We start from the raw sequence: 15,861 nt of genomic DNA on the forward strand, positions 1-15,861 counted from the left end.
TCTATGGTTTTTTTGAAAGATTTTCGCGAGGCCTAGAAATGCAAAACCAGCAATAAAGATTGCCGGTTCATGGGTGGTTTTTACACATTTTATAGCATTGATTAATTTATGCTTTTTCTCTATCCGTTGTTTTTTGATTGGTTTCTTTCCAATACTGGATACGACAACGATGAAGTCGAGCACGTCTCATTTTTTTCATGGGTTAACTCCTTCTCTACTCTACGCATTCCAAGTTACTTACGTTATGTAACAGTGAAATGACAACCGTAAGACTATTGTGTGACAACGTTAGAAAGCTGGATTCGAAATCCATTCGAGCGAAATCTGCTCTTTGTCACTTTTCATACAGAGTTTTTCTGCAATGAACCTATTCTGAATCTCATTTTTATGAATCCAGGTAAATAGTTTAGAGTCAGAAATGGGATGTAAGTTCAAAAATTCAACCAGTTTCTTATCCACGTCATCTGAAGAATGATTTTTCAGCGATTCGGGTACGTTAAGTTTTTCTTGGCCAATCGTCACTTCTTCCAGCTGATAACTATCAATACGAAGGTTATAAGGAAGACGTGTGTAATGGTATGGCGTCATATCGGCGGTGAATTTAATGTGGGTGACTTGCCCTTTCACAAGGTGTATTTCCGCATTCATTGGAACGCCGCGGTAATCCAAATCAAACCCACAATAATATTGATGCTCGGTTTCTCCACAATCATAGACATCCGCGAGTACCCCAACATCCTCTAAGTCAATAATCTCAGTATGGCCTGCGATGAAGTCATTGACCCAATTGGCTTGAACTTGACCAACCGCAGTGGAACATAGCAACGCCGTGAACCATGACAAGGTAGTGAAACATGACAAGGTAGTGAAACATGACAACGTAAAGAACCGTACTTTCTTAAACAGGCTATTTATTGGCTTGTGTCGCCTACCCTCCAGCCATAATCTCATTGTTTTTTGCATACCATTCTTCCTATTAACATCATGGCTAGTTGATACTTACGCGACTATTTACTTACACAGCTATTTACTTACATGGCTATTGTCAGTCAATTCCCTCACTGCTAGGTCACTGAATTTTCGATAATTACAGAACTATACGCCACTATATCACCACAGCATCGTTTACTTCGCAGTTTCACAGTAAATTATTCCTCATTCCGTTCTGAATAATTGATGACTCTGATAGAATCCACCTATCTTATTAAAATTTAAAAGAAATCATGAACGTTAGTCGACATTCTCTTTCTATCCTCATAGCCTGCGCTGTCCCGATGTTTCTCACTGCATGTAATAGTGATGATACCGTATCACTCGGCGATCGTATTCCAACCGCCCCCGTTAAAAGCTTTGGACCAGAATGTGACGCTTTGGCAACGACTCAAACCGTAAGATTTATTCATGTTGCCGATCTTCATGGTCATTTTGGATTCCAAGAAAAGTACTACAGCAAAATTAAGGCCGTACATAATCAGGCACTGTCAGAGCAACCCTATACATTATTTACTAATGGTGGGGATGATTATGAAAAAGGCTCTGTCGCCGAGCAGCTATCACGTGGAGATGCGACGTTAGAAGCGACTCAAGCCCTAGCTTTTGACTATCGAGTTATTGGTAACCATGACTTTGCTTGGGGGCCTGAACAACTACTCAAATATTCAAAAGACGATGTCGCCACTGTTCTGGCTTCTAATACTGAATATTACGGAAGCGATCCACAAGGCTTTGATGGTGTGAACTTTGCTATTGCACAAGTAGGCTGTATCAAAATTGGCTTTTTTGGCATGACATCTGGCCCCTGGAATGAACTAGATCAAGAAGTTACCCCTGAAACCGATTTTATTCCTGACTTCAGTATGCGTTGGGACTGGAACGACAGAGCACGACAACTCATCCGTGACTATGCACAAGATGTAGACTATATGATCATGCTCAGCCATTTGGGCTTTGGGACGGATAAAGCACTCGCGACTTACGTTGACGGCATCGATTTAATTCTTGGTGGACATTCACATACCACACCGGCGACCGAATTAATTAATAAGACCATGGTGGTACTGCCTGATTTTAACGCCAAGGGTTATACCGAAGTTGACATCACCTTTAACCTTGCTGACAAATCAGCCGTGATATCCCAGCCTATTGTCAGTACCGATATAGAACTCATGTCGCCCGTTGATAGTACAACACAACACAAAATAGACGCTATTCTTGGTCGCTACGCCCCCGATGCACACACCGAAATTTCCGTATCGAAAGGGCAACCAACTCGTACGCAGATGCGTGATATTTTGTACAACGCTATGCGATCATTCACCAACCCAGAAACGGACCAATACTTCGCTATTGATGCCAGTATTCTTGATGAAAATGAAATTGAAGACAGCGAAATATGGGCACCAGGGTCATTAACACAAGAGCATTTCCATCGTTCCTACCCGATAGAAAGGCAACCTGCCAACACCCCAGGCTTTAGCGCTTTATATCAAGTTCAAGTGCTAGGCTCTGAACTCAAACTCATGGCTAATGCTAGAAACGAACTGCAGTACAACGGCCCTACCATGGATCAGATTGATGACCAAAAGCGCTATAACGTCGCCTTATTCAAATCAGCGGCGTGGAACCCTGAACTGTTTTTTAATGCGGCCTATTATGAAAAAGACGACGCGGTACTCATTGCCGAAGCTTGGCAACTGTACGACGTTTATGCACGAAATCGCACCGCCAACTGCCAATTTATTGATTCAGACGACGTACTTTATAGCTGTGACAATGACGTAATCAACGCGACAACCATATGGAACTTCAATGATCCTGCGACCATATTCACTGGCGAGCAAAGTCAACTTTCATCCCTATCGCTACAGAGCAATACGGGCGAAGCGGCAAACTGTGATGGCGATATTATGACGTGTGGGACTACGGATTCATTGGGTATACCCGCTCTTCCTGATGGCGCTATAGGTAACGTTATTAAGCTTGAAGCGCTCATTGCAGATGAAAATGGCGAGTTTGCTTTGAAAACAACGCATGCCGCAAATGGCGACTTTGCATCACAAGATCTCATCTCTAATTACACCTTAGTCTTTGATGTACTTTGGCCCGACAACAGTAGTAATGAATATCGAGCGATCCTAGATGCCAATGACCTCAACAACAAGGTCGAAATATACTTAAATGAAAGCAACCAGTTAGGGCTATATTCACAATACGCAGGTACGTTCAACGCCAATACTTGGTACCGTATTGCCTTGGTCTTTTATGCCTCAGAGGCGGGTGATGTGGTTTACAAGCTCTATGCAGATGGCAAGTTCATCTCAACGATGCGCTACAGCGCCGGCGAAGGGTTTAAATGGGCAATGAATAAAAACACCATGCGCTTATTTACTGATACTGAATATCAAAAGTACGAAGCAGAGCCGGTTTATTTAAATGCGCTGTTGTACACACCAAGACCGCTAACCGATGTTGAAGTCGCGAGTATGGGCGCCGCCAAAAGTGTGTTGACATTCACACCGACGGTACGCGAGCTCAACCAAACGGTGGAAAGATTCTATGAAAATGCGCCTGAAGATTGGGCGCACAAGTGGATTAAGCAACGTGCTAAGTTTATGAAAGCGGCGCCTAGCCCATCGCAAACACAGCACTTGCAAACAATACGGCTTAAATAGCTCTATAAAAACTCACGTTAGATAAACAATGACGTTAGACAAACCATTAAGCAGCGCTGACTCTTCAGGGCTGCTTAAGAACGTTACTCTAATAGTAATTGGAGTAGAGCCTTAATGGATCGGGTTGCAGCTCCGCACTCTCCCATGCAGGGTCAAAGTGATATTTGAAATAGAGATTGAACAAACTCGGTTGATAATCACTGGAAAATTGCTGAGAAAGATAACCAACCAAAGTCCAATGGTCTGTCATTTTGTACTCCGTATATAACTGCACGGCACTACTTACCCCAGAGCTAGTTGACGCGCTGCCACCTAACTGATACGGAGCGTCAAAACTCGCATTAGAGACAGATACCGTCCCACGAGCACCGTATGTCCAATCATAATTAACTCGTCGATAGTAAGAGACCGGCAATGAAACCGACACATAAGATTGTGGGCTGTAGTAATTACCGTGACCAATCACGACCTCGTTTACGTTTTTGTCGTATCCCATATAGAAGAGCGAGCTGCCTACGGACAAGGCTTGATCATTACTGCTTATTAGGTTGTAGTAGCCACCAAACATACCGGATAGTCGGTCGTTGTCTGCCACATTTTTTCCACTTAGTTTATGGTACTCACCGTAGCCCCAAAAGCCATAGGGCCGCCCATCATTCCATGATGCACTGACGGTACCTCCTGTACGGGTAATACCACCAAATTCCGTCACATTGCCACGGCGATCAGCCACTTCAAGACCCGAATAAGAAATTAGGCTAGACGTCACTGGTCGTTTACTTATGCTCGCGCGCATAGAAACATCGCCAAATGTACTTGTTCCCTCTATCCCACCAACCCAGTCATTGATCCTAAAGCCCAGTGGCGTGGTACCGATATCTGCGCGCCATTGCGGCGCTTCCCAGCCGACTGAAAATGCTTGCCCAACGCGGCTGCGTTCAAAGCTAACACCTTCGTTATAATAAGTTAACTCACCGCTATTTAGGTACACACTTTCAGTTCGGAGTTTTAAGTGACCATCCCAATCAGGCATGGCAATACTTAACTCGATGGGCGCGGTTAGAAATGTGGCACCATTGGGTACGGAATTATACTCAGCGCCAAACATCACATAGCTTTGATTTCGCTCTCGAAGCACATCTAACGTTGAAATAAGATCATTCGTCATCCACTGATCATCGGCATTTCGATAGGCCGCTCTCATGGTACGGACGTTGGCGAGTTCATGGCGCTCTTTATCATCAAGAAGCAAACTCTTTTCCGCATAACGTTGTACAAGGGCATGATTGTCTATCTCATTGGCTTCTTCCTCTAGTCGCCAATAATCAAATGCCGTCAGCGTTTTTTGCGTCGAATGATTGTTGAAAAAGTTGATATACGCTTGGTTATTCGTTCTTATTGCTGCAATTTCAGCGGTCAAGAACTGCTCTTTTGTCAGCTGAAATACATTATCCGCAGAAGCCTTAATTAACGCTTCTGCATGCTCGGGGGACTGCTCTACGAGTAAAAGGTATCGCTCCGAACCTAAATCAAAACCATCATTGATCAATTCAACGTAAAGCGCTGTCGCTTTCCCTGCTTGGTTATTGGCAAGGTAGCGGTCTGCGTTAAACGCCTGTTCTCGCTCATTGATAACCGATACGTTTATTTCTCGGTTGTGCACTTGGCTATAAACGGCGTGATGGAGCGCGGCTTGATTGAGGTCAAAGCTCACTTGAGAATAAAGAACAAGCTCGTAATCTTGCAGTTGGCTAACATCCACCGAGGCTAGCGCTGTATTCGCCTGATCTTGATACCCAAATTCGTTCCACAGCACGATTGCAATCGGCAAGTTTTGCTTAGAAAGGCGGCGAATATAGGGTTCAATAACTTGGTCATTAGCTTGTTTGTTTCGTGCCACCTGACGGTGATATTCAAGCGTAATTCGAGTGAAGGTGGCTTGCTCAGACGGCGTTAAATTTACATACTTATTCTCATTAACAACACCGTACGCCTCTTCCCAGCGATTTTGTGAAACCAAAAACAATGAGTAAGCGTGGCTGTGTTGAGCATCCTGATGCTCAATGTAAGCGTTACGCATCGTGCGGTTGGCTAATTCAGGTTGACCTAAACGAAGTAACTGCTCAGCAATCTCTTTTTTCAGCCACGGTAGATCGGCTGTACTTGCCACGACATCTTGAAACAATTTTGATTGCGCTAACGTAGGGGATAAAGCGTCCACGACTTTCAACCGGTTCAATATAACGCTGTGCTCAACACGCGCAGAAAAAGCGCGTAGTGCTTTACGCTGCTGCGACGATAACGTATTAAGAGCGAGCATTTGACCTTCCACACCAAGATTCGGGCGATACGTTTCAACCCAAAGCTCAAGTGCGCTAGTACTTAGCGGCTCTATCTCTATGGCCTTTTTCGCCCACTGGTTGGCCTGTTCTACTTCGCCTTTGCTACGTAATACTTGCCCTTTCAGCACATAACCCAGTGCAATGCTTTCATCCGTTTTTAGCGCTCTATTAATATAGGCTTCCGCCTGAGTAAAATTCTGAGCGATAATCGATTGGCGCGCTAAGTCAATCGCTTGCCAGTACTCAATTGAGCGCTTCTGAGACAAATAAAAATCCGCTAAATCTGGATTGTCATCATTGGTCTCGGCTTGATGCAGGTAGGCTAATGATGCCTTATAATTACCACGTTGAAATTCATGTCGGCTTAGGGCAATCAAAATATCCGGTGAATTCGGCCACTTTTTATTAGCGGCAAGCAATGCGCTCAATCCGGACTGTGAGTATTGACTGTTATCCACCTCTTTTAACGCACGTAGCTTTGCACGATAACGGGGATCTTTTCGCAACGTCTTTTCCTGCGACCAACGATTGACCGCTGTTTCATATTTTTGCTGGATCGCTAAATTAGTAGGGTGATAACTGGCAACCCGTGAATAGGTGTCAAACCATTGTTGAGAAAGTGGCTGTGAATCGAGTTCATTTAGCCATAAACTGCTGGCAAAAACGCCAAGCTGAGCGTCATTCGCTAAGTCTTGATAAATGGCGATCGCTTGTTTTTCATCGTAATAACGAGCTAAATGACGTGCCAGCCGAATTCGGATCTCCCCCACATGTGGAAAAGCGCTATCAAGTGCTTGATAGCCTTGCAGGGCTTCATCGGCACGCTCGGGAAAGGTGGATAATAAATCTAGATACTCAAGCTCATAGGTAATATCGGGGCGTTGATCACCAAACAAATCATTAAAACGTGCTAGCGCGGCTTCATTCTGTCCACCTTTTTGCAACAGGATAATTTGGTTAAAATCACTTTTTCGCTCGACATTGACTAACAGGTAAGACTCGAATGCACGAATCACGTCTCTGTTGCCTTGTTTTTTCACTTTCAGCAGCAGTGATGACGCTAAATCAAGCTGATCATTTCTCACCAACCAACGACCTTTTGCAAACAAGGCCTCGGGATTTTCCGGGTCAATGGCAAGCCAGCGCTCTACCGCAGAGAACACTAACTCTTCGTCTTGTTTAAGCTCACCGATAACAATCTGATTTTCTAGCCAAGTTGGCGCAGATTGATAATAAATCACTGGCGCAACGGGCATGGCACCTACAGGGATGACACTCGATAAAGCGAGGGTACACAAGCCAACCGCAAGATGAGGCACTTTGACCATTATTCAGCCTGACCCGTAGATTGTGCGTTACTGGCCCAAGGTACAATCAATTCCCCCTTGGCATTAAATCGAAATTTGTCGGTATACCAAGCCGTTCCGAATATCGCCAACACATTGTTGTAGTATTCGTTGTCTCTATCAGTAATAAGTTGTGTTTTCACCTCTAAATCGAAGGCAGCAGCAAGCTCGGTCTCACCACTCGCGACCAAAAAGGGCAGCATTGCTGCGGTAAAACCAACAGGAGACGTGCCTTGAGTCAAGCCACTATCTGCGTACGTCGTCAATGGAACTTGCTTATTATTGCTAATCGCCTTCGCGAAAGGTTGTAAGGAATGAAGCTGTTCCACCTGCCCTTCCATGTCTGAAGGCATCATACCTGCCCATAAATACGTACGTATGGCGTTATAACTTCCTGCGGCTGTCGTATTCTTATCGTAGAAATAACGTTTCCCATCATAAAGCACCCAATCAGGGCTGACACCGTGTGACTGAGTTTGCAGTAGTAGCTCGACAGACCCTGCCCATAGTTCCTGCCAGCGTTTATCGTCAGATGAATAAGCAAACTTCGCCAGTAGCGGCAAGGGCACATAGCTAGGATTGAGCTTAGCGACAGATTCGCTCATGAAGCCCTTTTTGCCCGGAAGTAACTGACGACTCCCTGCCGTTAAGCTCACGGTTTCTTCAGCCAAAATGCGCAACGCTAATAAATAGCCCACGTTTTGATAGTAATCACTTTGCCACAGCCGCCCTGCCTCAATTAATGTATAGGCGATCCATAGATCAGAATCTGATGCTGAATTATCGTCCAACACGCCCTGGCGATTGTTTTCACTTCCCCATAACCAAGCAGGTAAGCGAGCGGTCAAGTCACCTTCGGCAAGGTGAATGCGAGTCCACTCATATAAGCGATCAAAGGTTTGTCGATCGTTTTCCACTAATGCAAAGAACAATGCATAAGATTGTCCTTCAGAGGTGGTGATCCGTCTTGGGTCCGAGCCATCAATCACCCGCCCATTATCGATGATGTAAACCTGTTTAAATTCCTGCCACGCTGATTGGTCTTTCGCCCAAACGTTAGAAAAAGACAGCAAAAGAAGAAAAGTAACCAGTAGCTTATTCATTATGCTGCCCCGTAGATTCATTTAAACGACGTGACGCATACGCTCTGAGTACTCGCCATATCACTAAGGTGAAACCCATGACCAGCAGTAACGCGACAATGACCATCAACATGGGTCTATCGGAGAAGTGATACCACACTAGGTCATATAAAGGGAGCGAACCCACAAAATAGTTATCCCCTATCTGATAACCGTTAATATCATATTTGGTAATGGCGACAGCTGAACCTGACAATTTGGCGCTGTTCTCCGCCAGCGCCTTTTGCAATAACGGGATGGAATGTTCATTACGAGCTGATAATACCGTCACCGTTCGGTTGGCCGTCAATGGCGACTCAAAGCTGGCCATTGACGCAAACTCTCCGCGCGTCGATAAGTGCGTTGCAACCGTTGGAGATTGCCCGCTTAATTTCGCAAACCCGCGCGGTTTGGTGACTTCCGCTTTCACTGTTGCCGTCATAAATTGACCATCTTCCGATGAATTGACGTAGGCCAGTGACTCAGAGGCGAGTCCAAATTGAGAGGCTGACTGGATACCCAATACCAGAATATCCTTATCCGCTAGCTTAGCCTCATCCCATGTATCTAAAAGCGTATAGCGGTATGCCGGTAAACCCGTCTTCTTTGAAATAAAGCCAACGGTTTCTAACAGCAATTCTATTTCCTTGTTACTTGGTTGAGGCGTAATCACAATCGCGGTCTCAGATAGATCAGCCATTCTAGAATATGGAAAACCCGAGCTCGCAAACACTTGACTGTTTGGCATACGTATATAGTGAGGAAATCCTGAAAAATCGAGCGTTGAGTTACCATCTATGGCCGCATACTGTATTGAAGAAGAACTTCCCTGACACTCCCCTGCGACGCTTTTCGCTAACTCAAAATTAAAACCAACAGTATTGCTTGTCGCGACTTTAAAGCCTGGGACATTTACCTTTTTAGATTCGCTGAAGGACTCACTGCCTAGAACAGGAAGACGCCAAACCGAAACTTGTTGCGGATCAGTGTCATCAAGTGAGAAAGCTCGGACAAAACGATCGTTGACAGTAACACTCATTTTTGAGCTGGCTGTCCCCTCTTGAGGCGGTGAATGACGGAAGTTCAACTTCATCGGTATAGAATTGGCGTTCCAGGTAAATAGATCTGGAGGTAAGGTGAAGCTCACATTGATTGGCGCTAAATTAACGCCTTGTGTTTCAAGTTGGTAGTCGCCCTCAATCAACTCAGAAAATCTCACCGCCCTATCAGTTGGCAGCCAGTTGGGTGCATCGTAAGGTTTGCGTTGCTGTAAATTTTCCACCTTTTTCACATAGGCAACTTCCCCAGACATTAACTGATTACTTGAGGCCAGCCCTTTCACGGCCAATGACAGTTGTTGCTCATCCGCTCCTAGAAGCAATAACAATTTAATATTCGGGTTTTCTGGATGACTCACCATCTGGATCGTCGGCTGTGTAATGTCAGGTAAATCTTTTAGAAATGCAGGTCTAGCATTATTAGTGGCAAACACGACGGCATGTCGAGTTGGTAATCGATCGCTATAAACCGGAAACTCAATGTCTCGCCATTTTACGTGACTGGCAAAATAGCTGGCCACCGTCGACACAGAATGAACGTCCGTCAACGTTAAACCTTCTGGCACGACAAATGGAATAGTAACGTCATGAAAATCACGCGCGTCAAAAAACGGCGCTGGCAATAGACTTAATTCATTCGCTATCGCCAAACTACGTACATTAAGCTCAATGGAGCTTGCTGAACTCAGCTCCCACCAAAACGCAGGATCGCTTCCGTCACTGCACATTGCGTCAATTTGACCGCTCAGTTCAAACTTTAGTTGGTTGTAATTCTTAAAGAAACGTCCGTCGAGTGCAATGGTTTGGCTCTGCTTTTGAACCGTATCGCTATTGCTGATTTGAACCACGTCCATCAGTTCATTATTTAGGAAGACTCGCACATGGGATACGGAGGCCTTGAGAGCGGGTGAAGGTAAAAACTCTAAATGTAGCGTTCCGCCAGTGATGACTTGATCGAGTCGAGAGCCAAAACCAAGAAAAGCGGTACTTTGGTTGCCCCTCATCGCAATAGATGAGTCCCCAGAAATGTCCGCAAAAGTATATTCCACCGTACCATTAGACTGGCTCGTTAGATCGGCGCTTGTCGCTGCAGCCGACAGTACCGATGAAATCATGCTCAATGATAAAATAGAGAGAGCTCGCATTATTTTCATTATTACTTTCCTAAGACGTCCATTTCGGTCTAAACGACACCAAAATAAAAATACACTTTTCCATTGCGAAATACGCCCGTTGAACCACCTTTGGGCTATAGTCCACTATTTTTCTAAATCCAATCACACTCACAAAAGCCATACCTTTCAAACTTTCCAATGGCTTATCTTCATCGTATGATTTCTGCCATTGTGACCACGTGTCTGAACGAGCAAACGTGCATTGAATAAAATGTTTCTCTTTTTCCAATGTCATCGGCATAAGTTGGGTACCTACCGTGCCGTTCCGACAAAATTTAATCTCACATAGAAACGATTCCGTAATACCGTAACGCTGCAATGCCACATGAACTTTGTCGCCGACCATAAGTTTAATCTCAGGGTGTGTTTCAAAGCCTAACCCGCCAAAAGAAAAATCTTTTAGCTGAGCAGGATAATGGTGGCCACCTGTCGTGGTAAAAGAGATAGGATAATCCACGTCAATCCGATGCGTTTGACGAACTTGCTTCTCTTCTGCTGCTACCGCCAACGCGACACCTAAAACAAACAAGTTATAAGTTGTCCAAAACAAATTGACTAACACCGTGGTCGTTTCAGTAAATTCATGATCAAATAGACGATAAACCCCCACACTCATACCCAATAAATTCAACAGTAAAAGTGCGATGATCGGCTTACTAATGTTCCAATCAAAGAAACTCGATTGGATTAGTCCGCCTTTCGCCGTTACGTTAAATGAGCCTTTGTTTGGCGCAATGAGTGCCACTGTAGTAGGGATAGCGATATACCAAGCAAGTACCGTTTCGTATACTTCACCCCAAAACGAATGACGATATTTACCCTGAATGCGCGAGTTTGCCACATTAGCGTGAAAAATATGCGGCAGCACAAACAGAACAATCGCGATGGCTGGTGCATAGATGATATAAGCATCAAGAAGCAAAAACGCCAGCGGTGCGACCATAAATACCAGACGCGGAATACCACTTAAAAAGTGCATCATACCGTTTAAGTAACATAGCCTTTGCTGCCACTTTAATCCGCGGCCAAGCAACGGGTTATCAACCCGGAAAATTTGCGCCATACCTCTAGCCCAGCGGATTCTTTGCCCAATATGGGCTGATAAACTATCCGTGGCTAACCCTGCCGAAATCGGCTCTTTCAAGTAAGCACTTCGGTATCCCAGACGATGCATTTTTAACGCGGTATGAGCATCTTCTGTCACCGTTTCAACCGCAACGCCTCCGACCTCTTCTAATGGTTTCCGTCTCAATATGGCACATGAACCACAAAAGAAGGTTGCATCCCACATGTCATTGCCGTCTTGAATCAAGCCATAAAACAAGTTGCCTTCGTTAGGCAGTTTTCGAAAATTTGATAGATTACGCTCAAACGGATCAGGAGAGAAAAAATGATGAGGCGTTTGCACCAATGCAAGCTGCTCATCTTTAAGAAAGGCGCCCATCGTCACTTGAAAAAACGCGCGGGTAGGAATGTGGTCACAATCAAAGATTGCCACAAACTCTCCCGATGTCTGCGCTAACGCGTAGTTAAGGTTACCCGCCTTGGCATGCTCATTCGTTGGACGGCGAATATACCCCACACCAACTTGCTCAGAAAACGCTTGGAAATCATCGCGCTTGCCGTCGTCAAGAATCACGATGTTTAGCTTGCTTTTCGGCCAATCTATCGTTTTCGCCGCCAATACGGTTGCTCTTACGACTTCAAGTTCCTCATTATAAGTAGGGATGAACAGATCAATCGTAGGCCATGTTTGCGTGGAGGACGGCAGTAAAACAGGTTTGCGATTCAGTGGCCAAATTGACTGAAAATAACTAAGTAGCAATACCATCCATGAATACGTTTCCGCTATAAGCAATACCAAACCGAGGATCATATCTAAGTCTTTATCCCAATTAATCGTCGATGTATATCGCCACCATATATAACGGCAAGAGGCGATCAGCGAAAGAATAATAAGAAGTAAATTGGGAAGGCGCCCCTTCAATCCGCGAATAGAAAAAGCAATAACCGCTAACGTACCCACAAACACAACTTGAGCAGGGATAGAAAATGGGACGGTTAAGCACAATAGCGTGAGTAGAAAAAGGATGCCATATAACAGAGGATTTGGCAGTACTCGGTTCGCTCTCTTTTCTGAACCCATAGACTCTAGTTTACTATCAAGCAATGAAATAATTGCCTGAGTGAGATATCGCAATCCCGAAACACACTGATGCATCCCTGCTCCAATGACTCGTAGATGAGTAACAAAATGCCATTGCCCAAAGACAAAATTTTGTTTAACACATAACAACCACAGTAATTGAATGCATACACGGAAGTTATCTGAAACTTTAAAGCGATCGAAGTTCACCTGAGGGAATGTCTTAGCCCAGGTTGTCCGAGTTAAAGGTCGTCGTAAAAATGCTACTGAGCACAAATACAACATAAAAAGAAATAAGTGTCGGGTACTCAGCGAGTATTCGGGGATCTGTAACGATTCAGAAAACGCTCGATAAACTTCAGGGGAAACAAACGTCTTAGCTACAATCATCTCATTTTTCCTGACGTTGAACCTGTTCCAGATATGACAGTGTGACTGTTGCAAGTTGTTTGAATTCTGTATGACTCTGCGCATAAAGCGCCGAGACCATGACGTTTGATAACTCTGCAAACGCCTCCTGAATCGCAATATCAAAATAAACGTAGGAAGAAAACAATCTATCGCCAAGCATTTCTTCCAGTACTAGCGTTAAATCGAGGCACAATCGAACATCATGTCGACACAAGTTCATCACAAAGCGAACATTGCTCATCGAGTCGTTATTTTGTAGCCACCTAGACAACATCATGACAGACACGGGAGTGGGGTTAACCACCTTGATCGCTAAATCACACACTACCCCATAGTCCTCGATGTTAAGATCATTAGGAAGCAGAACGATGATGTGCTCGAATTTAAGTAATGCGGCTTGGAGCATTTCTTTTAAAACGTTAGAGGCAATTTCAATATCAAGCGCAGCATCCCCATAGGGAAGAAAGTACGTTCCAGCGGGGCTTTTAAATAAACCTTGATTCCACGCCCCTCCGCTAATGTACGCGCGTGTCCAGCCGTCATTGTCTAATGCGTTCTGACCAAACCAACAACCTATTAGATTGCGAGTATCGAGTTCAATAACAAGGACTTTGTGGCCACGTTCAGAATAGGCCGCTGCCATATTTGCCACAATAGTGCTTGCACCAGCACCACTATTTATTCCTTGAACCGAAATTACAGACATTTATTACTCTCTCGCACTAACAAGCTTATTACTTGCTTTACCTTCTACGCACTGCGCTAGGTTGCTTATACTTCCATCACTTTCTACCGTCTTACCTAAAAATTGCCATTTAGCATAAGTCGACTTTAATTCTTGTTCTCTTTCTAAATTTTTATAAGATTCACAATCCAAACCATACGACTGGTAAATTTGCGAAATATCCGACGTACCCTTTGACATTTGCACTCTGAATGTAATTGTTAATAACCAGGCGGCATAGTACACTACTTTTAACAAAACGGCAGCCCCTAAGGTACCTTTCTTCAATGATTCAACAAGTTATAGGCATCGATTCTTGGGAAAACATGCACTCGCTCGCAATTAACAACTTTAACATCCCATTAATAAATAACAGCTTTACCGTATTGCTTTCAAATATGAATAAAGCGGGTATATTACAAGATCAAATTGCCGATATATCAGTGTCATATAACCTAAAGAGTGCCCTAAATATTATGTTCTCAGCGATTTATCTGCCCGATAATACATTGCCAGCTGCGGACTTTTTGGATGATTTAACAAAAATTAACCATGTCGAAGGGGCGCATTACGTTATCATTTTAGACCGACACAATTTGAAACACTTTGACGTTGAAGTCATCATTCAACGATGTGTTGAGATATTCGAACTCCTTACAATATTTGTGGTTAATTCAGAATATTCTTACATTCCAGCGGTCACAAAAAAAAATAACACCAGTTGGCGGCTACTACCTTGGTGAAATAACCACGATTCAAGGAAACCTCTATTCTAATGTTATAACGTACGTTTCTGGCGATCGGTATATTAGCAACAAAATATTCAAACTGGATAACTCGCCGACCAGCCACGTACTGACGGAGTCATTACCTGTGTTTATCCATAATGGTGCCGCATCACACCATTTTATCACTGCACATGGCTACCATGTATTTAGCTGTAGCAGTGAGATTGAAACCAGTGTTTCTCGTATGCAAGACGCGGTTATCGTGTTTAACTGCCAAGGCTTTCATGATATCGAACATGTCACTCAGCAAGCTTTTACTTTAAAACAAAAATTTGGCGCATCTCTTCGGGTTCTAGTGAAAGAAAGTAAGCCCTGCATTCGCTATAATGATTTTCATATGCTGATCAATGCTGGGGTGCAAAGTATTATTGAACACCACCGCTCAGATTCCGTACTATTTGACCAAATACGCCTCGCATCACTGACTAAGATGGATAGTCATAACATAGACTTACCTACGCTACAGGGCTACTTTCAAAGCCCATTAATGCATAGCGGCATTCAACCCTTTGACGACTTTTTCAATATAACCAATGATGTCATCAGTAAGATACAGCACTCTCAACTGGAGTTTGCGCTTGTTGAGCTTATCCCATTTTCATCGGTGCCGATGAGCGAAGCCACGAGCTATTGCAAATTAAAACGTAAAGGTGACATTGCCACCTGCGTAAACGGCCGCCTAGTACTCTTTTTCAGCTCGCTGAGACTGTATGAAGTTTCTCAAGCGCTCTCTAATGTATTTACGGTCGCGACAAATGAAATTTTTTCTCAAACCAACACATTAACCAAGCACGATGACATTGTGGCAAAATTGCACACCCTGAATCAACATCATTTAGGTACTGCTGAAGCTTTGCAGAACACTACTGTGAAAAAAACCGTGTTATCGAGTAGTAAAGCGATAAAAGTCGACTGGGAGATGGTATGAACATCAATGAGTTCCTAATCGTCGCCTTTTTCTTTACTGGGCTTGGCATTGCTATTTGTTTGTTAGCACCAATAGGATTTCGCTTAATGAAAGCACTCTATTTGTTTGCTTTTAAGCACCCTAAACATCTGAAGAAAACTAAGTTCTAAAC

General features: G+C 44.0%; 10 protein-coding genes. 4 read left to right on the forward strand and 6 right to left on the reverse strand.

What is annotated here, in order from left to right:
• Window positions 1–288: 288 nt before the first annotated feature.
• A complete protein-coding gene (locus tag MD535_RS06365) occupies window positions 289–963 on the reverse strand; it encodes a hypothetical protein (protein ID WP_265674038.1) in 675 nt (224 codons plus the stop codon).
• A 260-nt stretch (window positions 964–1,223) separates the two neighbouring features.
• Between MD535_RS06365 and MD535_RS06370 the strand changes: the two genes are divergently transcribed.
• A complete protein-coding gene (locus MD535_RS06370; protein ID WP_265674039.1) occupies window positions 1,224–3,671 on the forward strand; it encodes a metallophosphoesterase in 2,448 nt (815 codons plus the stop codon).
• 88 nt (window positions 3,672–3,759) lie between these two features.
• Here MD535_RS06370 and MD535_RS06375 read toward each other — a convergent pair whose 3' ends face one another.
• The 5 genes from MD535_RS06375 to MD535_RS06395 are packed head-to-tail and all read right to left on the reverse strand — an operon-like array spanning window position 3,760 to window position 13,976.
• Complete coding sequence (locus tag MD535_RS06375; protein ID WP_265674040.1) at window positions 3,760–7,341, reverse strand: cellulose synthase subunit BcsC-related outer membrane protein; 3,582 nt, start codon at window positions 7,339–7,341, stop codon at window positions 3,760–3,762.
• Entirely contained in the window at window positions 7,341–8,462 is a 1,122-nt protein-coding gene (bcsZ, locus tag MD535_RS06380; protein WP_265674041.1) for a cellulose synthase complex periplasmic endoglucanase BcsZ, read from the reverse strand. The genes MD535_RS06375 and bcsZ overlap by 1 nt, the downstream gene beginning before the upstream one ends.
• A complete protein-coding gene (gene bcsB / locus MD535_RS06385) occupies window positions 8,455–10,692 on the reverse strand; it encodes a cellulose biosynthesis cyclic di-GMP-binding regulatory protein BcsB (RefSeq protein ID WP_265674042.1) in 2,238 nt (745 codons plus the stop codon). The genes bcsZ and bcsB overlap by 8 nt, the downstream gene beginning before the upstream one ends.
• 10 nt (window positions 10,693–10,702) lie before the next feature.
• Window positions 10,703–13,249: a UDP-forming cellulose synthase catalytic subunit gene (bcsA, locus tag MD535_RS06390; protein ID WP_265674043.1), complete on the reverse strand. Its 2,547-nt coding sequence runs from the start codon at window positions 13,247–13,249 to the stop codon at window positions 10,703–10,705.
• A 1-nt stretch (window position 13,250) separates the two neighbouring features.
• Entirely contained in the window at window positions 13,251–13,976 is a 726-nt protein-coding gene (locus MD535_RS06395; RefSeq protein ID WP_265674044.1) for a cellulose synthase operon protein YhjQ/BcsQ, read from the reverse strand.
• Between the two features lie 305 nt (window positions 13,977–14,281).
• Here MD535_RS06395 and MD535_RS06400 point away from each other — a divergent pair, with 305 nt between their 5' ends.
• The 3 genes from MD535_RS06400 (at window position 14,282) to MD535_RS06410 (ending at window position 15,859) form a co-directional block, all read left to right on the forward strand.
• Window positions 14,282–14,737: a hypothetical protein gene (locus tag MD535_RS06400; protein WP_265674045.1), complete on the forward strand. Its 456-nt coding sequence runs from the start codon at window positions 14,282–14,284 to the stop codon at window positions 14,735–14,737.
• A gap of 130 nt (window positions 14,738–14,867) precedes the next feature.
• Entirely contained in the window at window positions 14,868–15,710 is an 843-nt protein-coding gene (locus MD535_RS06405) for a BcsE family c-di-GMP-binding protein (RefSeq protein WP_265674046.1), read from the forward strand.
• The gene (locus tag MD535_RS06410; RefSeq protein ID WP_265674047.1) at window positions 15,707–15,859 is read left to right on the forward strand and encodes a hypothetical protein; all 153 of its coding nucleotides are present in this window, start codon (window positions 15,707–15,709) and stop codon (window positions 15,857–15,859) included. Before MD535_RS06405 ends, MD535_RS06410 begins: the two co-directional genes overlap by 4 nt.
• The last annotated feature ends 2 nt before the right edge of the window (window positions 15,860–15,861 follow it).

Origin of the sequence: Vibrio qingdaonensis (assembly GCF_026191675.1) — a bacterium.
GTDB lineage: Bacteria > Pseudomonadota > Gammaproteobacteria > Enterobacterales > Vibrionaceae > Vibrio > Vibrio qingdaonensis.

Bases quoted from the DNA above. Each gene is read 5' to 3' on its own strand.
- MD535_RS06365 (WP_265674038.1), bottom strand. From the start codon at position 963: ATGCAAAAAACAATGAGATTATGGCTGGAGGGTAGGCGACACAAGCCA.
- MD535_RS06370 (WP_265674039.1), top strand. From the start codon at position 1,224: ATGAACGTTAGTCGACATTCTCTTTCTATCCTCATAGCCTGCGCTGTC.
- MD535_RS06375 (WP_265674040.1), bottom strand. From the start codon at position 7,341: ATGGTCAAAGTGCCTCATCTTGCGGTTGGCTTGTGTACCCTCGCTTTA.
- bcsZ (WP_265674041.1), bottom strand. From the start codon at position 8,462: ATGAATAAGCTACTGGTTACTTTTCTTCTTTTGCTGTCTTTTTCTAAC.
- bcsB (WP_265674042.1), bottom strand. From the start codon at position 10,692: ATGAAAATAATGCGAGCTCTCTCTATTTTATCATTGAGCATGATTTCA.
- bcsA (WP_265674043.1), bottom strand. From the start codon at position 13,249: ATGATTGTAGCTAAGACGTTTGTTTCCCCTGAAGTTTATCGAGCGTTT.
- MD535_RS06395 (WP_265674044.1), bottom strand. From the start codon at position 13,976: ATGTCTGTAATTTCGGTTCAAGGAATAAATAGTGGTGCTGGTGCAAGC.
- MD535_RS06400 (WP_265674045.1), top strand. From the start codon at position 14,282: ATGATTCAACAAGTTATAGGCATCGATTCTTGGGAAAACATGCACTCG.
- MD535_RS06410 (WP_265674047.1), top strand. From the start codon at position 15,707: ATGAACATCAATGAGTTCCTAATCGTCGCCTTTTTCTTTACTGGGCTT.